We start from the raw sequence: 18,921 nt of genomic DNA on the forward strand, positions 1-18,921 counted from the left end.
CTTCTCTCCATTCATGTAAAATTAGTTATCTCCATATACGAAAACTCGAAGGGTGGAAACCGCGCTGCCGTCTTCGCTAATCGCTTTAATCTCCGCTTGCCCGGCCTGTAGGCCTTTGACGATGGCTCCGCCGGATACGGCCGCAACTGACGCTACCGAATTGTCGCTGGATTGCCACCTTAGATCCTGCGCAGCATTGTACGGCACTACAAAAGAGCGGACTTGCTCGCTCCCGTTAACCGGCACGTCCAGAGAGCTCTTGTTCAGCACGACCCGCAGCGGCTTGCCGGCAGCTGTATCCTCTTGACGCCAGACGGTCCTCAGCGGGTAGAAGTGCGCGCTCTCCAGCGAGACGCCTTCTTCTGCAGCTGTCAGCATAAGTTCGCTGCTGGTAGGGTCCGGGAAGATGAGCGAGGTAACGACAGCTTCGCCGTCATTCGCGAACACTTCTAGGCTGGATTCATCGACATACAATCTCAGCTTCAGCTTGCCGTTCTTCAGGGCGACGGGCGCCGTCATGATCTCGGCGAAGCCCTTCTCGAACGAAGCGGCTCCTGAACGCGTCCGGTCTACGGCGAGCTGCCCCGAAGCCGCATCATAGCTGACCGTCGTCCCTTGGCCGGGACCTTTGCGAAGCTCCAACGCCAGCTTGGCTCCCGGCTTGACGCCCAGCTCCGCCACGAGCTCGTAGGACGTTCCCTTGATGTCGGCAAACGGATTGCTTCCTAGGGCCACCGTTTGCGGCCCCAGCGCGATCTCCTTGCCGCGCAGCCGCTCCAGCTCTATGACCGGCAGCTGTACGAGCCGCAGTCCTTGGCCGGGGACGTCCCTTAGCCTCAGCTCCCGCGGGATGGACATGCTGCCCTTCCACGCACCGGTCGGCATCGCGAACGGATATCGCCAGTTGGACATCCAGCCGAGCCAGATGCGGCGTCCGTCTTTGGCTGGAATGTCCGAGTAGGACACCGCCGCATAGAAATCTTTTCCATAATCCGTCCAAAGCACGTCGGACGGCTTGTTATCATTCTTGAACGTCTTGCCGTCGAACGAGCCGACAAAGTACTGCGCCGTGGATCCTTTCGTCGCCCCGTTGTTGCCGATGCTGACCGCCAGCACCCATTTCTTCGCTTTGGAGCCTTCAACCGGCAGCTCGAACAAGTCCGGGCACTCCCATACGGCCGCGTGCGAGCCTTGGTCGCTGCCGAACTCGCCGGTCATCGTCCATGACTTCAAATCGGGCGATACATAGAAGCGCACCCGGTTATCGGCCGCGACTACCATTACCCACGACTTCGTCGGCGCGTGCCAGATGACTTTCGGATCGCGGAAATCTTTCAAGCCCGGATTCGGAATCACCGGGTTGCCTTCGTATTTCGTCCATGTCCTTCCTTTATCGGAGCTGTATGCAAGGCTCTGCGACTGCAAGCCGGCTTTGAAGTGGGTAAAGACGGCCACCAATCCCGCTTTCCCTCCGAAGAATCCGCTGGAATCCTTGGCATCGACCACCGCGCTCCCGGACCAAATCTCTCCGAGCGAATCGCGCGCCAGAGCGACGGGAAGATGCTCCCAATGCACAAGATCCTTGCTGACCGCATGTCCCCACTGGCCGCTGTTCTGATAGAACTGGTGGTACTCTCCATCGAAATAAACCATTCCGTTCGGATCGCTCATATTGCCGGATTCCGGTGATAAATGATATTGCGGCCGGTAGGTTTCCGTATAGTAGTCAGGATCTGCTGATAACGCAGATGCCGTTGCGCCGCTTCGCGCAGCAGAGTCCGTTAAGCCTGCGGATTCGGAATCCGCTGAAGTTCCACCGCTTCGCATCATGGCCGCTCCCCCCCATCCCAGCAATGCGGCAGCAGCTACGGCGGCAGCCAACATGCTTATCGTCTTTCGCATACTTCCCCTCCTGCACAATGTTCGGGTTATACCGTATGGTCATTGTACCGGGAACCGGCGGCGAAAGATTTCAAAATCATCGGAAATTCCCTTTCAATTTCATTGGCCATGGAAATGAGAAAAACCCCAGCACCACAGGAAACGTGGTAGTGGGGTTATATGTCGCGGGGCGGAGCAAGGCCGCAGATGCAGAACACCGGCGCAAGGCCACTGCGCCCCAAAGCTCAATTTTTACCTAGTAGTTCTTCACGGTACTCCTTAGGGCCTTTACCGTAATGCTTTTTAAACGCTGTGCTGAAATAACTCGAACTGGAGTAGCCGACCAGCGTAGCGATATCGGTTAGCTTGAGCTCATTCTCTTTCAATAGCTGAACCGCCTTGCTCAACCGAAGCTTCGTCACGTAGTCGCTGAACGTAACACCGGCGCTTTGCTTGAACAACCCGGAAAGATACGTCTCGTTCAGATGAAACATATCGGCCAGCGAAGCCAGCGTGAGCTCGTAAGAATAGTTCTCGTCCACATAGTTGCGAATCGCCTCCATCATTTGTTGGCCGCTGGAAAACCGCGTTCGGCGCACCTCATTCATAACGAGCTGCGCCATGTCGTGCAGCTGCTCCAGCACCTGTTCCCGCGACGAGTAATCCCTTACGGTCATCTGGCAGTTCCAGAGGTAGCTCTGCAGCGAGGCGCCGCCGAGTTCGAACTTTTTGGCAATCGCATTAAACAGCAGAATTATCCTCAGCGTCAAAAAGGTGAAGACGAACATCGGCGTATCGCGATCCTCAGCGAAAATCGCCTGCAGCTGTTTCGTAAAAGCCGGCATGTCGAGATTTTCCACCGTCTGCACCAGCTTCCGCTCCACTTCCGGGGAGAACGCGTGCGTCATGGCCAGCACGCTCCGGTTCGGCTCCGCCCTATCCGAGTGGACCGTGCTTTGACTCCAGGCCAGCATGCTGGATGCATACCCATCCTTCAACTGCCTCAGTCCGCTGATAGGCTCGCCGACGCCCACTACGCTCTCGACACGCAGATACCTTTGAATATTTCGCTTCAATTCGCGGACGAAATCATCCATCAACCGGGCATGGGACTCCGCGTCCTTCACCAGAATCAGGAAATGCATCATAGCCGGATGGCTGCTGGCGCCGAAAGGGTAGACCTGCTCCCGCTTCTCCGCATACTCCCGGCAGAGCATCTGGAAGGCCAAATACAGCAGATCTTTCCGCTCGCTCCAATCGTCCAGCCTGCCTTGGGGGATACGCATCTCCACAGCCGCGAACTGTGCACGCAGGTCATCTACGGCCAAGCCGGACAGATGCAGCTGCTCCATGCGCTCTTTGACCGTAGCGATGCTGAACCACTCGTCCTTCACCAGCTGCCAAATCACTTGCTCCTGCATCAATAACAGCAGCTGATTATTTTTCAGTTCCTCCTGCTCTAGCTCGCGCAGGCGGTTGCGGTCCTGCTCCAGCTCGAGGGACAGCTTGCCCAGAAGCGCTATAACTTCGCTGCGCCCGACAGGCTTGAGCAAATAGTCTTTGACTCCGAACTGTATGGCCGCCTTCATATATTCAAAGTCCGAGTAGCCCGAAAGCACGACGACGCGAAGCTCCGGATACTTCTCCTTACATGCTTTCACGAACGCGATGCCGTCCATTTGCGGCATGCGGACATCGGTAATGACGGCATCGGGCAGCGGATGCTCCTGAAGCAGGCGGAGCGCTTCCGCGCCATTGGAAGCCTCTTGGGCAATGACGAAGCCCGCGGACTCCCAATCGATTTTGGCTTTAATGCCGTTACGCACGCCAACTTCGTCATCAATGAGCATAATGGTGTACATCTGGTTGTCAGCTCCTTATAAGCGGAAAGTGCAGAATAAGTTCCGTTCCTTCGCCCAATTGGGAATGTAAATCTATCCGGAATTGCTCTCCATAATGCAAGCGGCAGCGGGACAGCACGTTGCGAAGCCCGATGCTCTGCCCTTCCGTACTAAGGATGGCCACGGAATCGCCTCCCGCCTCGAGTTCCGTCTGCAGATCCCGTACCAGCTCGGGAGACATGCCGATGCCGTTATCCTTAACGCGGATCAACAGCTCGCCGCCCTCAACGCAGGCCGTCAGATACACCTGCGCGGTGCCTTCCTTCTCCAGGCTATACTTCACGGCGTTTTCCACCAGCGGCTGAATGAGGAATTTGGCAATCACAAGATCCTTCGCTGCGGGATCTTCCTGAATGACCACCTGCAGCCGCTCCTCATGGCGCAGATGAAGAATAAACAAATAATCGCGAATGTAAGCCAATTCGTCGGCCACCTTCACCAGATCGCTATTCAAGTTAAGCGAATATCTCATCATTTTGCCCAGAGCCTCGGTCGCATCCATCACCAGATCCTCGCGCTTCATAGCCGCCAAGCCGCTTATAATTTCAAGCGTATTATTATAGAAATGCGGGTTGATCTGCAGCAGCAGCGCTTTGTATTCGGCGTTTTTCCGGCGCAAATTCGTCTCGAACTCCGTTTCGATCAAATACCGCAGCCGATGCGTCATCTGTTCGAAAACCCCGGTCACATAGCCGACCTCGCTGTGTCCTTCGCTGACTTTCGGCATGATCTGCAAAGCTTGATGGAACTCGCCGCGCTGCACGAATTTCATCGCTCTGCCCATACTGCTCAGCGGTCTCGTAATGCCCGCAGACAGCCAGAAGGCTGCGAACATGGCAAGCAGGAGCAACCCGGCCGAAACGGCGATCATCGTCTGCCGGATATGCGTGATTTTCTCGTACAGCTCCCCTTCGGGAACGGTGCCGACGATAATCCAATGCTGTGCGGGCAGCTTACGGAAAAATAACAGGTTCGTTCCGCCATTGTCTTCTATGGCAAAACTTCCGCCGGTCTCCGTCTGGAACTGAGCGTCGATCCGTGCAAGCCCCCGCTCCAGCAGATCGCGGTGCCCGGCCGTATTTTGATCCAGAACCGGCTGGCCTTCTTGCGTCAACAGAACGACTTGTCCTGTATGTCCGAACCGGATTTTCTCAATTGCGCTCTTCAACAGCGTCGAAGGGTAATTGACTTTGATAAAACCGGCATTGCGGAGCGACTGCAGCTGAACAAGAGGAAAAAGGAAAGCGTTCACTGTTCGAGCCTTCATCAGATCGTCGGGCTGATCCGGATCTTTATGGGCTGTTGTCCAGCGCCGGCCTGAGGTCGCGAATGCTTGGTACCAAGCGCTGCTCCTGTAGGTTTGGTCTTGCGTCCATACGCCTCCGGCATCCTCGGTGAACGCACTGATGGAAATGCCGCTGGCATTGTTCACCCCGTACGAGGAGAAGTATTCGCGCAGCCTCATCTTGGCCAGCACCCGCTCCTGAACCGTTAGGTCCGGATTCAAGTGCTGACTCAGCCATTCCTGGGTGATCCGCGAGCTGACCACCTGGTTGCCGGTATCCTCGACCTGCGTCAGGAGCGTTAAGACGTGCGAGGCGAACTGCTCGATCGTCTGTGCGGCCATGGACTGAGTCGATGCCTCGATGGTTGCCGCCGCTTCCTCGCTGAGTATATAAGCTAGCAGCCCAAATGGAAGGATGAGCAGAAGCGAGAAAATAGCCATCAGCCGGCTCCGCAATGAGAAAAACATAGGATCCCCCGTTTCCTAACGACAAAGAGACGATCATCGGAATGATTCGTCTCAGCTTATGTTATTGCCTTACTTTTTCTGCTGTGCTTTCACATCGGCATAAGCCTTGTCGATCGCCGCAACCGCTTCGGCTACGGAAGCGTCGATATTCCGTTTGCCGATGGTAACGTCCTCGAACATTTTGTTCACGGCATCCGCCATTTGCGGGAAAATCGGTGTTATCGGCCGCGGCCTGCCATATTTCTGATTCTGGATGACGAAAATGTTTTTCGGATATTGGCTCAATTCCGGGAAATCCTTCGCCGCCGAGTAGCGGGATGGAATATCTTTGGTCATGCCGGCATACGTTGTCTGCCCTTCATGACCGGTGACCCAATTGACGAATTTCCACGCTTCATCCGGATATTGGCTTTTGGCCGATATGCCCAGCGCCCAGCTTCCGTTCGCTACCGCTTGCGCCGTGCCTTTCGGCAGCGGAGCGATATCATAGTCTTCGCCGAGCTTGAAGTTCGGGAATTTCTCTTTGAGATTCGCGAGCGACCAGGAGCCGTCGATCGTGATGCCCAGCTTGCCGTTCGGGAACGGGTCCGGCGGATACTCCAGCGCGGACACTTTGTCCTTGTTGTACAAATCCGAGAAGAACTGGATGGCTTTCTTCGTTAGCGGCGAATCCAGATAGCCTTTGGCCGTCGTGCCGTCGGGACTCATGATTTCCCCGCCAAGCTGCCAAATGATCGGATATTTGAAGTACGCCGTTCCCCCGGCGTTGCCGAAGCCTTGTGCCGGATCGATGCCGAAGACGCCGCCGGCCGGGTCATTGATTTTTTTTGCGGCATCAAGCACTTGATCCCATGTCCATGGTTCGTCCGGATTTCTGGAAGGCAGCGGGATGCCTTTCGCTTGGAACATTTTCTTATTGTAGAACATGGCGATGGACGATTCCGTCAGCGGGGCCATGTAGATTTCATTCTGGTACGTATAAGTGGCCAGCGTTGATTTGGGGATATCCTCCATATGGCCGTCCGCCTTGAAATACGCCGTCAACGGCTTGAGTGCGCCTGCATTCGCATAAGATCCTACAGTCGGAGCGTCCAGCGCCATGATGTCCGGCGGACTGCCTGAAGCAATGGAAACTCTGAGTTTGGTGTCATAATCCGAGTATGGGATAGGTGTCATTTCTACGGAAATGTTCGGGTACTTCTCCATAAAGGATGCCACGAGCTTATCATAGGCGGCGTTCTCCGTATCATTTCCGGAGTTTCTCCAGAACGTCAGCTTGATTTTGTCTTCTTTCTTAACGGCAGGCGCCGATGAAGAAGAAGATGCGGCTGTGTTCCCGCTGCCATCCTGTGCGGAACACCCGGCGAGCAGCCCGCCGATGACGATAGCGCTTACGACTGTTTGACTCAGCTTTTTCAAAATAATATGCCCCTTTCAATCTCTATTGTTGTTCTTGTCATCATCATAGCAAAGGGGCTATCCAATTAAATTCAATTTGCTCTGCTTTGAACTTGCAAAATGCTCATGCTTATTGTACACGAATATCGCCCTTGTCCCAAGTTGGCAGCGGCCGGTCTCGGATCACAACCAGCCTGCCGATCCCGTACGGCAACCGCCTCTTTTTACCGGGGCCATCTCATCTTCACCGGAAGCAGCGCGGGGAAATCGGCGTGAGGCTCCGCCTGGTACCAATAAGCCACTGACGAAACGTCGTCGGAACGTTCGAACAGCTGCCCATGATCATGACCGATCTGCTGGATGGTCACCTTCAGATCGCGCTCGAACCGGATCGGATCAGGCAGATGCCAGCGATACATGCCGTGCATCGGCACTTGATGGCCGTACCAAGGGTCAATCCGGGTCGTGTCCTTGTAGTAGGTATAACCCAAGTATGGCGTCGAGTAGCTCTCCGGCTCCTTCGTCTCCAAATTGCTGAAGCACCAAGCGCCGCCTACATAATCCTCCGTTCCCGTCCCGCAGATGGTCGGCCACTCGTCATCGCCGTCCATATAAAACTTGATCTCCCCCTCGCCCCACCAATTGCGCTCCAGCGCGGCCCAGGCCAGGTATGTACCGACATATTGTCCCGCACCCTGAACGTTGTCCAGAATCGTGTAGTCCTTGCCGGGCTCCGTCTGACGTTCTCTGCGCCATTGGGCGTGGAAGTAGGCCGCATTGTCCGGCAGCTCGTCAACAAGCGTATAGTTGAATGTATAGAAAAATCCGCCGATATCGTGGGCATGCTGATTCTCAACTGTAATTTTGGCGGAGGTCCGAAACGGCATCGGGAAGTAACAATTCATCCCGCCCGTCGGGTTGACGGCAATCGGTAACGAATTAACAAGGCTGCGTCTGGCGAACCCGTTGCAAAAGAAGTCCCCGAGCGGCACCTCGACGGAAGGCGTCTCCTCTTCGTCCCAATACATTCGAAGAACGAGATCCCGCAGGACATAGCGCGAATCATGCCCTTTCCCGCCCGTTTCATTCGTAACCGTAATCCACATATGCTGAATAATGCCTGTCCCTTGTATATGAACAAGCGTTGCCGTCTCGCCTTGTTTCAGATCGATGCAAGGACGCCCTTTTCTGGCTGCGCCCAAGTTGCTTGCGGCTTGACCGCCCTGCCCTTTCGCCCCCGTCGGATTCTCCGCCGTAATCGAACGCGTACGTCCATTAGTTACGAGAGGAGCCGTTCCCAGACCATTGCCTAAGCCGTGCTGTTGCAGCATATCCATCACCTCATGTATCATTTATTGTGGTTCATGTATCTAATTATATTAGGTTTCCCTTGTATTTCTTTAGCATAGATTGCCGACTTGCTTACCACATATTGCTGAGGTGATGTCATGGATGTGGTTAACGTTTCACCTTATATCCGCGTTGCGTTCGACAGTGTGGTCGAAACGCCATGGACGATCGAAGAGCGCGTCATCTGGGATTATGAGATGCTTTTTCTCATGGAAGGGCACTTATTGGTGACGGTGGAGGGGGAAACGTACGAAGGGCGGCCCGGGGACGTTTTCTTCTTCAAACCGAATCAAAGGCACTCGATTCAATCGACAGGTCCGCAAGCCATTCGGCAGCCTCATGTCCATTTCGATCTACACGTTCTTCCGAATTGCGAGGAAATAACAGTGTCCTTCAAGGCCTTCGACCAGATGAGCGATAAGGAAAAAGGCTGGTTCCGGATCAACCAGCTGTCGGAGCACCCCTATTTCATCCCGAACCATTTCCGGCCCCGGGATCCCGTCTACTTGGAGAGAGTGCTGTTCGAGCTGATCCGTGAATACGAAACGAAGCCGCCCTACTACGAGCTGCGTCTCAAAAGCAATATGCTGGATATCTTGGCCTTCCTGCTGAGGGAGCAATACTATAGCAGCCTGACGGGAAAGGACGGACAGGTCGAATTTCTATCCGAAATCCGCAGCTATATCGACCGGAACGTCAATCAACCTGTCACGCTGGACGAGTTGACCGAGCAGTTCCACGTCAGCAAATTTTATCTCATCCATTTGTTCAAGAAGATGTTTCGCATGACGCCGATCCAATATCATCAGCACATTCGTATGGAAAGAGCCAAAAATATGATCCAATTCTCAACCATGCCCTTGAGCCAAATAGCCGAGCATCTCGGATTCTTGAATATTCATACGTTCAGCCGTGCATTTAAAACGGCCACAGGCCGCAGTCCGTCTTATTTCCGCACAAGGACCCCGTAACACGACAGAAACCGCTTCGTTCTTATGAACGAGGCGGTTTCCCGTTGCCGTTACTTCGTACCCTTAAGTTTATTCGATCCGCAACCGGAACTTGTGATCGCCGAACGACACTTCCTCCATATCATCCTTCCCATCCGCATACCGGACATCAGCCAGCAAGACGTTATCATGCAAAACATGATCAAACCGCTCAAGCGCCGCTTTCAGCGGTGCATCCACTTGAAGCGTCAGGATGACTCGCTGTTCGATCGGCAAATCGAGCTTTTTACGGTAATCCTGAATACCGCGGATCACTTCGCGCACGAGACCTTCCTGCTCCAGCGCCTCCGTGATCTCCGTATTCAGAGCAACGTTGATGCGATAACCGGAAGCGAAGGCAATCCCTTCCTTGCCCTGCTTCTCTACAAGCAGCTCATCGAGGGTCAGACGAATAGCTTCCCCGTCATTCGCAATTTCTGCATAGCCTCGCTCAACGGCCTGTTGGGCTTCGGCGGCGGACAGCTCCTTCAACCTCGATTGGAGGGTTCCGACAAGCTTGCCGTATTTCTTGCCGGCTGCTTTCAGGTTCAGCTTCAACCGGTAGTCGATAAAGGAGCTGTCGCTTGATTCCACCCGAATCCGCTTCACATTCATTTCGTCCTGGATGATGGCTTCGAACCGCGGCAGGTTGAACTCACGGTCCAGTGCGACGATTAGCTCGGACAGCGGTTGACGGGTCTTGATTCCCGTCTCGTTCCGGATGTTTCTTGCCAGCTCGACGATTTGGCGCGCTGTGGCCATATCGCTCTCCAACGTTTCGTCGATTGCCGATTCCTTCACGACCGGATAGTCGGACAGATGAACGCTGCCCTCCCCGCCAAGATTACCGAATAGGTCTTCCGCAATAAGCGGCATATACGGCGCGATCATTCGGGCTAATGTCAATAGCACCTCGCGCAGCGTTTGGTACGCGCAGACTTTATCTTCCGTCATCTCGCTGCCCCAGAACCGGTCGCGGGAACGACGGATGTACCAGTTGCTCAGCTCGTCGACGAAAGCCTCGATGTGCTTGGCGGGATTGAGGAAGTCGTAATCCTCCAACCCTTTGACGACATGCTGCAGCAGAGTATTCAATCTGGACAGCACCCAGCGGTCTAATTCATTGGAGGACGACCGCGGCGGATGATCCTCAGGCCGGTATTGATCGATCAACGCATAGAGCGAATAGAAGGCATGAGCGTTGTGGATCGTATCGACCACCTTGGACTTCGCTTCCGCAACGATTTGTTTCGAGAACCGTTTGCTGTTCCACGGCGCGCTGTCGGACAGCAAAGCCCAGCGAAACGCATCCGCTCCGTACTCGTCGATGATTTCCCAAGGATCGATCACGTTTCCTTTGCTTTTGGACATCTTCAAGCCGTTCTCATCCAGGACGTGACCTGTCGAAATGACCGCTTGATAAGGCAGCTTGCCGTTATACAAGGTCGATACCGCCATCAAGCTGTAGAACCAGCCGCGCGTCTGATCGATTCCTTCGCAGATCATATCGGCCGGATACTGCTCCTCGAACACCTGCTCATCGCCGAACGGATGATGGTACTGAGCGAAAGGCATTGAACCGCTGTCGAACCAGACGTCGATGACTTCCGGTGTTCTCTCCATCGTTCCGCCGCAGGAGCAGCGCAGCTTCACCTCATCTACATACGGTTTATGCAGCTCCAGATTGTCGTCGATTCCTCCCACGGATCTCTCGCGCAGATCCTTCAAGCTGCCGGGTGCGTATTCGGTCCCGCATGCCTGGCATAGCCATAAATTCAGCGGGGTCCCCCAGTATCGGTTCCGGCTAATATTCCAATCTACCAGGTCTTCGAGAAACTTGCCGAAGCGCCCTTCGCGAATATGCGACGGGTACCAGTTCACTCGGTTGTTGTTCGCAATCAGCTGATCCTTCACGGCCGTCGTTTGGATGAACCAGCTCTCCATCGCATAATAGAGAAGCGGCGACTTGCACCGCCAACAGAACGGATAGCTGTGCTCAACCTTTTCTTTGGCGAACAGCAGATCGCGCTCCGCCAGACTTTTGACAATGTCAACGTCGCAATCCTTGACGAAGCGTCCTGCATAATCGGCAACCTGCTCGATGTAGCGTCCTGCCTGATTCACTGCGTTGACGAAATCCAACCCATGCTGGCGGGCTGTCCGGTAATCGTCTTCACCGTGCGCAGGTGCGATGTGGACGATTCCTGTACCGCTCGTATCGCTCACGTAATCCGCATCGACGACGACATGCCCATGATTCACCGGGAAGTAGTCGAAAGGGGGCGTATATGCGGTACCTACGAATTCAGAACCTTTGTGCGTGGATACAATTTCATAGTTGTCTTTCAGCACTTTGTCCGCTAAGTTCTTGGCGACCACATAGATTTCGCCGTTCTTTTTGGCTTTAACGTAATCCGTATCTTTGTTGACCGCCAGCGCTACATTGGCCGGAAGCGTCCAAGGCGTCGTCGTCCAAGCCAGGAAGATGTCCTGCCCCGTTCTGCTGCGGAACTTCACCGTCGCGCTCAAATCCTTGACATCCTCATAGCCTTGCGCGACCTCATGCGAGCTAAGCGTCGTTTGGCAATCGGGACAATAGGGGCTGACGCGGTGTCCTTTGTACAGGAGCCCTTTCTTATGAATTTCGGCCAAAATGTGCCAGACGCTCTCGATATAATCATTCGTTAACGTCACATAGGGATGGTCCATATCCGTCCAATAAGCGATGGCTTCCGTAAGCTCGCGCCATTGCTTTTCATATTCGAATACGCTGTCCTTGCACTTCTGCACGAATTCGGCGATTCCATACTTCTCGATCTCTTGTTTGCCCGAGATGCCCAGCTGCTTCTCCACGCCAAGCTCGACGGGCAGCCCGTGCGTATCCCATCCGGCTTTCCGGACGACCCGGTAGCCGGCCATCGTTTTATAGCGGCCGATGAAATCTTTGATGACGCGTCCGAGCACGTGTCCGATATGCGGCTTGCCATTTGCCGTAGGAGGTCCCTCATAGAAGACAAAATTCGGCTTGCCGGCCCGATGGTTGATGGACGCTTGGAACGTCCCGTTGTGCTGCCATTGCTCTAGAATACGAAGCTCCCGATTTCTCGCTTTTTCTTTGACATCGACTTTTCTCATGGTCACTCATCCTCTCTTGTACAATACCAATGAACGCCAAAAAATCCCGTCCCCTAAGGGACGAGATTTCATTCTCGCGATACCACCCTTGTTCCGAACCATCGAATACTCGATCTTCGGCACCTCATCTGCGCACCATCATACGCGTCCTTTGTAACGGCAGGATCCCGGGGCAGCTTACCTGGACACTTCAGCTTTCCTTCTCGGAGAGGATTTTCGGCTAAATCTTGAACGTTGGCTTTCAGCGCAGGGCCAACTCTCTGGGGATCAACGGTTTAGCGTACTCGATCTCGTCAATGAATTTAATCAGAACATTCAGTTAGTTTATTTCTACACCTTCCCGCTTGAAAAGTCAAATGATTTTACAAAGAACCGAATTTCGACAAATCGTCTCAAATTCCACCCGTTTACAACGAATCGAGGTTTCTTCATAATAATTTATGGGTTCCCATCTATTTCCAAGGAGTGATACGATGTCCAAAAAAATCTTAATTCTCACCGGCGATGCGGCCGAAGTGCTCGAGGTTTACTACCCTTATTTCCGCGTATTGGAGGAAGGGTACGAAGCTGTTATTGCATCCCCGACGAAGAAAGTGCTTCGTACAGTCGTCCATGATTTTATCGAAGAATGGGAAACCTACACGGAGAAGCCGGCGCATCTGCTGCCTTCGCACGTTGCTTTCGCCGATGTAGACCCGAGTCAATATGACGGCCTCATCATTCCGGGAGGCAGAGCCCCCGAATACATTCGCTCGAACGAGCATCTCCCGGGCATTATTCGCCACTTCCTGGAAGCTGACAAGCCGGTCGGCGCCATCTGCCATGCCGCGCTGGTGTTCTCTGCACTCAAGGACAATCAATATTTCGAAGGCCGCACGATGACGGCGTATTCCGCCTGCCGGTTGGACGTCGAGCAGTTAGGCGCCAAGTATACGACGGAGACGCTGCACGTGGACGGCCGATTGGTCAGCGGACATGCATGGCCGGACTTACCGGGGTTCATGCGCGAGTTTCTGAAGCTGCTTGCCTAACAATATACATAGAGAGGTCCGAAGCCGTTCCGCTTCGGACCTCTCTTCGTTATTCGCGGGACGACCGGTTACCCTTCTACGACATCCGCTTCCAGCTCGCTTGCGACCTCCAGCATCTTCGGAATAACCGCTTCGTTCGCCCCCGAAACGTAAATATCCCCATCATAGTGACGGAACGGGATCTGAACCTCGCCATAGCTCCACATGAAAAAATCGCCCTGAATGGACATCGTAGTCGTGCCTGTCACCGTAAACACGGATGAGTATGTAAAATCAGGCTTGGACGCAAAGTAACTTTTGCACTCTTCCAAGGAGATGGCTTGGTCAGACCGGCCTTGCTCCTGTAACGTTCTCGTAATTCGAAAGCGTCTGCTCATGGCAACTCCTCCAATGTTATCTATTTATACCGCTCATCATCCCATCATAATAAAAAGCAGCTGCCTGCGGCAACTGCTTCCTTCTAAACCTCACCGTGCACTTCGTCCCTTCCAGGCCCCTTAGCCGGCATCCAACGTTTGAAAGCCAGCTTCAACAGAGGAGGAACCGCGAAGAAAATGAACCATGTCCGAAACAGCTGATAACAGGAGACGACGGCAATATTCGCGTCGATTTCCTTGGCCATGATTCCCATCTGATCCATGCCCCCCGGCGCCATAGCCAGAAAAGCCGTAGCTGCGGAGACTCCGTGCAGCCGGGTGAGCAGCGCGCTTAAGCCCAGCGCCCCCAAGATCAGCACAGCGCCGCTCAGGATCGCCAGGCAGACGACCCGCACCTTGCGCGTCAAGGTTTCCGGGCGAAGCAGCAGGCCGACGTATGTGCCGATCAGCAGCTGAGCAACGTCCAGGCAAGCGGACGGCAGCGCGGGTCCGTGCACCCCTGACAGATGAAGCGCGGCCGTCGCAAACATGGGGCCGAGCAGATAAGCCGAGGGAAAGCGGATTTTATTCCCGTAATAGCCAGCGATCACGCAAACCGCGGCAAACAATAGAATGCCGGGGAACAGATCTCCCCACTGCGGGACGGCTTCCGCGGCTTCCGTGACCGCCGAGTGGGTACTGCCAAACAGCGGACTGAAGACGAGCAGCGGAACGCAGAAAATGATCATCATCAACCGGGACACCTGGAGAAATGTCACGACCGTCAAATCGATCCCCCGGGTGTCCTCCGCAATAATAATCATCTGCGACAAGCCGCCGGGAATACTTCCCATCAATACCGTCGGAAACGGCAGCCCCGATAACTTGGAAACACCGTATGCGATCAAGGCGCTGAGCAGCAGAAGCAGCACCGTAAGCAAAATCATATTCGGCAGCTGCTGCCCCATTTCTTTCAACGTCTGTACCGTGAACGACAAGCCGATGGAGTAGCCGATGATGATGAGCGCCGTATTCCGCAGGTAACCGGGCCACAGCGGCTTTATCTTCTTCTGCAGCCGCGTTCCCAGGAAAGCGAACACCATCGGCCCCAGCAGCCACGGCAGCGGCGAATGAATCAGCGTAAACAGCGCTCCGCCCGCCAATGCGATAACGAGCGTGATCAGGAATCTCTTCACGGCTGATCGGCCAGCACGGCAATGCGCTCGTTCGCGCTGCCTTGATAGAACCCGCCGTGATAGCAAATGACGGCCGCGATGTCGTAGGCCGCGAGCTTCTTGAGCGACAACAGCGCTTGCTCCATATCGGGTGTTACGGCCGGTCTAGGCCCTTGCAATTCGCCATTCTCAACAATCATGGCATCGCCGGCAATCAGCGTCTTGCTCGGTAAATGGTACAAGCAGACATGGCCTGGCGTATGGCCCGGCGTATGAATGACTGTGAGGCCTCCGGCAATCGGCAGCGTTTCTCCGTCAGCGATGGTTCGCTCTACATTGGGGCGCGACGGATGCAGAAACGTTTGCTCGAATTGAACCCGAACCGCTTCCGGGAGCTGCTCCAGCAGACCCGCCAGCCTCTCCGGCGTCACCTTGATCATGGGCTGCGTACCGTTAATCGCGCCTTTGTCATCCTCATGGGCATAGACGGTCGGCATCTCGTCTTCCTCCGCTAGAAAAGCCGGCAGACCCCCGACATGGTCAATATCCTGGTGGGTCAAAATAATATGGCGCAGCGGTAGCTTCCCGATCCCGGCAGCGCCCGCCAGCTCCCGAATCGCCGGAGCGGAGCCCGGCATGCCCGTATCGGCCAGTGCCCAACCGTTCTCGTCGTATACGATGGTCGGATGAATCTTCATTGTCGGACTTACCTGCAATTCCAGCATTTCTATACCTTCAGCTATGCGCATTCGATTGCCGCTGCCTCGCCTGCATGAAGGACGCAGCGGCCACCTCCTTTATAATGGGATGATGAGATGAATGATGATGCCAGTGATGATGGATGCTCCAAATGTGGTCCAGCCGCGATGTTGCCGCGGCGTGAGAACTTATGAGTTCATTATAGAACTGACTGGTTTTCGCGTCAACGCGGAACATTGACGGCCACTTGCTCTCATGTCAAGATAGGGGTGGAGGGATCACGATGGTCGATTCGAAAAAAAACAAAATCCTAGACACAGCCATCGAGCTGTTCCGGACAAAAGGCTACAGCGCCGCATCCATGCAGGATATCGCCGAAGCCTGCGGCATGGCTAAAGCCAGCATCTATAAATATTTTGCCACCAAAGAAGAATTATTCACCGCTGCGTTCGTCGCCTGCCATCAAACCTTATTGGATCAAGCTGCTGCGCTCGACCGTGCAGGAACGGAGCTGGGCCTGTCTTCGAAAGAGAAGCTGCGGCGGAAGATTGAATTCCAATTGCAATATACCGTCAAAAATCATTTGTTCATGCTCGATTTCCGGGAGCTTCCCATCACGTCGAACGAACACTTCATCGCCGCCTGGAAACGCAAAAAATCCGCGCTGCACACGTGGCGCCGCGAGCTGCTGATCGAAGCTTACGGGCCGCAGATCGAGCCTTTTATTTGGGATATCGTCGCGATTTTCCGCGGCATTCATATTGAGTACTTGTCCTATGTCCAGCAGAAAGTCATCGCGCTGCCGATGTCGGAGCTGGCTGCCTTCATTGTCGACCGGCTCGATGCGCTCATCGAGGATCTCATTCGCACGTCGCCTGCTCCCGTCATTGACGGAAGCAGCGCGTACATCAACTATTTGAATCCGAGCGATGCCCCGGCCCGGCAGACGACCGTCGCGCAGCTGATGGAGCTCATGCGCTCCAAGATCGGCGAGCTGTCGAAGCCGGACGATCAGCGGGCTGAGCTGCTGAAGGTCGCGGCGATGCTCGGAACGGAATGCGGGCGCGAGGTGCCCGATCCGACGCTGATCCGCGTGCTGGCCGCTTATTTGGACGTCATTCCGGAGCTTCGTCCGTACATTCGGCAGCTGCATTATTTGTTGGCGTAGCTGCCTCGCGGGGGCAGCTCGCGCTAGCCGGCAGCTGTGCCGGCGAGGTCCCGCGGTCCGGCTAACGGACACAGCGGACCTTATTCGGCCGTTCGGGCCGAATCGAAAAATCTAACGGACACCAGTGCCGCTATTTGCCGGCATCGAGGCGTGTTTTCGCCTCGATGCCGGCAAATAAGGACCGTGGTGTCCGTTAGCCTAAGCACGGCGATGGCCTCCACATTGCTGACGCAGCGGCATTGCATATCCATCGGTGAAAAGGAAATACAGTTCGCTATTTCATCAAGGACCACCCATTCTGCGGATGAAGAGGAAATACGATTCGTTATTACGTGGTTTTTCGCAGAATTTGAAGGAACAACCGCGAAATAAGGTCTTACACTTCCGCTTCCTCCCCCAAAGCTCCCTCTTGAGGCTAAATAACGAATCGTATTTCCGTTAACTTGCTGGTGAGGGAGGTGGTGCGCCCGAAATGCTGCAGCTGTACCACCGTGCCGCTGCTGCCTGTTGGATAGCGTAAGGGAATTACTTGTGCGTTCTGTTGCTGCACTGCGCTGCGTTGAACTGCGCGAGCGGCGCAAAACTGCACCACATTAAGCTGCGCTGCACAAGCTGTACAAGTAGCCGCGCTGCAATAACTGGAAACACTCCAGTTATTCCAGTGTCCAGGCAGCCCACGGGACGGAATAAAAGGAATTTCTCCATCTAAAATTAGCGATTGACGAGCCTTATTGCGATTTCTCGTGAAATTAGCAGGAGAATTTCCAGTTATCGCCTCGGTTGAAGGGGGAAATGGATGAAATAACTGGAGAAATTCCAGTTACGCTTTATGTAGCGCCCGCCGCGCACTCCCCGGGTGCTCCCCGAGCGCTCCCCGCGTGCCCCCCCGCTCATATCCTCCGCACAGCTTCACTCCCGCCAAAACCTGCTCCTTTCGCCGGCCATGAGCTTCTTGCCTCCTTTTCCCGCATCCCGAATATTTCTCTATATCCAGACTTTACCAATACAACTCCGTCCATCCGTGTCATAATGGCTGCATATGGCCTACTATTGATACAAATGGAGGTAAACTACATGTCCAAATTTAGGATTCGACCGCTGCGGCATCCTGATGACTTCGCAGCGGTCGCTCCGCTGTTGAATACGATCTGGTCCGAGCCGACGACCGCTGAACGGCTGCAGCTCGACGAGGAGAACATTCCGCCCGGCAAGCTTCATTACAACGAAGAGGGCGAACTGATGGGCTGGGACCGTCCCAAATGGGTGGCCGAAGACGAGCGCGGACAAGTCGTCGCTTACGCGATCGCCTGGCGGGCTCCTTGGACGGAGCCGGGCACACTCAGCCACACCGTTGTCGTACACCCGGAACGACGCGGACAAGGAATCGGAAGCGCGCTGTACGACACGCTCCTGCAATGGGCCTTGGAAGTCAAGGCCTCCCGCCTCATCGACTATATGCGGGAATCGGATGAGCGTTCGCTCGATTTCGCACGCCGCCGGGGTTACGTCCAAGAACGCCATACGTTCGAGTCCGTTCTAGACTTGGCGGTATTCGATGGCGAAACGCTGTTCGACGCTATTCAACAAGCCGAGCAGAGCGGAATCCGGTTCATCACTTTGGCTGATGAACCTGGAGAAGCGAGCGAAAGAAAGCTGCACGAGCTCTACCAAGTTACGCATCCGGATATCCCGGGGTACTCGGGCAGCTTCCCCTGGTTCGAAGAATGGAAGAAATGGACGATCGGGCAGGCGGGTGTACGGCCGGAATGGATTCATATCGCCAAGGATGGCGACAAATACGTAGGCGTCGTTACGCTCCAGCAGAACGAGCAAACGCGGGCGATGTACCATGAGTACACCGGCGTGCTGCCGGAATACCGCGGAAGGCGGATCGCCCTCGCGCTCAAAATGCTCGGCGTGCGAACGGCCCGCTCCTGCGGCGTCCCTTATTTGCGCACGCATAACGATTCCATGAACGGACCGATGCTGCGAATCAACCGCGACTTGATCGGCTTCCGGGCCGAGCCCGGCAACTACAAAATGGTGCGCGAATTGAACTAAGCGCCTCCCGCAAACGAAGAAGCC

13 protein-coding genes and 1 other annotated feature are annotated in these 18,921 nt (G+C 54.8%); of the genes, 4 read left to right on the top strand and 9 right to left on the bottom strand.

Annotated elements, in window-relative coordinates; all coding sequences use genetic code 11:
• Nucleotides 1-21: 21 nt before the first annotated feature.
• From J2X61_RS28410 to J2X61_RS28430, 5 genes are all read right to left on the bottom strand, one after another.
• Nucleotides 22-1,902, bottom strand: a complete 1,881-nt coding sequence (locus tag J2X61_RS28410; protein WP_310192788.1) for a GH32 C-terminal domain-containing protein — start codon at nucleotides 1,900-1,902, stop codon at nucleotides 22-24.
• A 224-nt stretch (nucleotides 1,903-2,126) separates the two neighbouring features.
• A complete protein-coding gene (locus J2X61_RS28415) occupies nucleotides 2,127-3,743 on the bottom strand; it encodes a response regulator transcription factor (RefSeq protein ID WP_274472790.1) in 1,617 nt (538 codons plus the stop codon).
• Between the two features lie 7 nt (nucleotides 3,744-3,750).
• A complete protein-coding gene (locus tag J2X61_RS28420; RefSeq protein ID WP_310192790.1) occupies nucleotides 3,751-5,535 on the bottom strand; it encodes a cache domain-containing sensor histidine kinase in 1,785 nt (594 codons plus the stop codon).
• 69 nt (nucleotides 5,536-5,604) lie between these two features.
• Nucleotides 5,605-6,954 (bottom strand): ABC transporter substrate-binding protein, encoded by a 1,350-nt coding sequence (locus tag J2X61_RS28425; RefSeq protein ID WP_274472788.1) that lies wholly within the window; start codon nucleotides 6,952-6,954, stop codon nucleotides 5,605-5,607.
• Nucleotides 6,955-7,157: 203 nt separating this feature from the next.
• On the bottom strand, nucleotides 7,158-8,264 hold the full coding sequence (locus J2X61_RS28430; RefSeq protein ID WP_310192792.1) for a glycoside hydrolase family 172 protein: 1,107 nt from the start codon (nucleotides 8,262-8,264) through the stop codon (nucleotides 7,158-7,160).
• A gap of 117 nt (nucleotides 8,265-8,381) precedes the next feature.
• Between J2X61_RS28430 and J2X61_RS28435 the strand changes: the two genes are divergently transcribed.
• Nucleotides 8,382-9,254, top strand: coding sequence for an AraC family transcriptional regulator (locus tag J2X61_RS28435; protein WP_310192793.1), 873 nt, complete (start codon nucleotides 8,382-8,384; stop codon nucleotides 9,252-9,254).
• Between the two features lie 69 nt (nucleotides 9,255-9,323).
• Here the strand turns inward: J2X61_RS28435 and ileS are convergent, their stop codons facing one another.
• On the bottom strand, nucleotides 9,324-12,407 hold the full coding sequence (ileS, locus tag J2X61_RS28440) for an isoleucine--tRNA ligase (RefSeq protein WP_310192794.1): 3,084 nt from the start codon (nucleotides 12,405-12,407) through the stop codon (nucleotides 9,324-9,326).
• 53 nt (nucleotides 12,408-12,460) lie between these two features.
• Nucleotides 12,461-12,713, bottom strand: a binding site (T-box leader).
• A gap of 167 nt (nucleotides 12,714-12,880) precedes the next feature.
• Between ileS and J2X61_RS28445 the strand changes: the two genes are divergently transcribed.
• Entirely contained in the window at nucleotides 12,881-13,438 is a 558-nt protein-coding gene (locus J2X61_RS28445) for a DJ-1/PfpI family protein (RefSeq protein WP_310192797.1), read from the top strand.
• 68 nt (nucleotides 13,439-13,506) lie between these two features.
• Here the strand turns inward: J2X61_RS28445 and J2X61_RS28450 are convergent, their stop codons facing one another.
• From J2X61_RS28450 to J2X61_RS28460, 3 genes are all read right to left on the bottom strand, one after another.
• On the bottom strand, nucleotides 13,507-13,815 hold the full coding sequence (locus tag J2X61_RS28450; RefSeq protein ID WP_274472783.1) for a hypothetical protein: 309 nt from the start codon (nucleotides 13,813-13,815) through the stop codon (nucleotides 13,507-13,509).
• Nucleotides 13,816-13,898: 83 nt separating this feature from the next.
• Nucleotides 13,899-14,990, bottom strand: coding sequence for an AbrB family transcriptional regulator (locus J2X61_RS28455; protein ID WP_310192801.1), 1,092 nt, complete (start codon nucleotides 14,988-14,990; stop codon nucleotides 13,899-13,901).
• Nucleotides 14,987-15,694 (bottom strand): MBL fold metallo-hydrolase, encoded by a 708-nt coding sequence (locus J2X61_RS28460; RefSeq protein WP_274472781.1) that lies wholly within the window; start codon nucleotides 15,692-15,694, stop codon nucleotides 14,987-14,989. Before J2X61_RS28460 ends, J2X61_RS28455 begins: the two co-directional genes overlap by 4 nt.
• 257 nt (nucleotides 15,695-15,951) lie before the next feature.
• Here J2X61_RS28460 and J2X61_RS28465 point away from each other — a divergent pair, with 257 nt between their 5' ends.
• Together J2X61_RS28465 and J2X61_RS28470 are read left to right on the top strand one after the other, a co-directional pair.
• Nucleotides 15,952-16,836 (top strand): TetR/AcrR family transcriptional regulator, encoded by an 885-nt coding sequence (locus J2X61_RS28465; protein ID WP_310192804.1) that lies wholly within the window; start codon nucleotides 15,952-15,954, stop codon nucleotides 16,834-16,836.
• A 1,074-nt stretch (nucleotides 16,837-17,910) separates the two neighbouring features.
• On the top strand, nucleotides 17,911-18,897 hold the full coding sequence (locus tag J2X61_RS28470) for a GNAT family N-acetyltransferase (RefSeq protein WP_310192807.1): 987 nt from the start codon (nucleotides 17,911-17,913) through the stop codon (nucleotides 18,895-18,897).
• Nucleotides 18,898-18,921: the final 24 nt, after the last annotated feature.

The organism is Bacillus sp. 3255 (assembly GCF_031456485.1).
Classification (GTDB): Bacteria; Bacillota; Bacilli; order Paenibacillales; family NBRC-103111; genus Paenibacillus_E.

Excerpts from the sequence above, each read along its gene's own strand:
- J2X61_RS28465 (WP_310192804.1), top strand. The coding sequence starts at position 15,952 with ATGGTCGATTCGAAAAAAAACAAAATCCTAGACACAGCCATCGAGCTG.
- J2X61_RS28445 (WP_310192797.1), top strand. The coding sequence starts at position 12,881 with ATGTCCAAAAAAATCTTAATTCTCACCGGCGATGCGGCCGAAGTGCTC.
- J2X61_RS28450 (WP_274472783.1), bottom strand. The coding sequence starts at position 13,815 with ATGAGCAGACGCTTTCGAATTACGAGAACGTTACAGGAGCAAGGCCGG.
- J2X61_RS28420 (WP_310192790.1), bottom strand. The coding sequence starts at position 5,535 with ATGTTTTTCTCATTGCGGAGCCGGCTGATGGCTATTTTCTCGCTTCTG.
- J2X61_RS28430 (WP_310192792.1), bottom strand. The coding sequence starts at position 8,264 with ATGCTGCAACAGCACGGCTTAGGCAATGGTCTGGGAACGGCTCCTCTC.
- J2X61_RS28470 (WP_310192807.1), top strand. The coding sequence starts at position 17,911 with ATGTCCAAATTTAGGATTCGACCGCTGCGGCATCCTGATGACTTCGCA.
- ileS (WP_310192794.1), bottom strand. The coding sequence starts at position 12,407 with ATGAGAAAAGTCGATGTCAAAGAAAAAGCGAGAAATCGGGAGCTTCGT.
- J2X61_RS28415 (WP_274472790.1), bottom strand. The coding sequence starts at position 3,743 with ATGTACACCATTATGCTCATTGATGACGAAGTTGGCGTGCGTAACGGC.
- J2X61_RS28460 (WP_274472781.1), bottom strand. The coding sequence starts at position 15,694 with ATGCTGGAATTGCAGGTAAGTCCGACAATGAAGATTCATCCGACCATC.
- J2X61_RS28435 (WP_310192793.1), top strand. The coding sequence starts at position 8,382 with ATGGATGTGGTTAACGTTTCACCTTATATCCGCGTTGCGTTCGACAGT.
- J2X61_RS28410 (WP_310192788.1), bottom strand. The coding sequence starts at position 1,902 with ATGCGAAAGACGATAAGCATGTTGGCTGCCGCCGTAGCTGCTGCCGCA.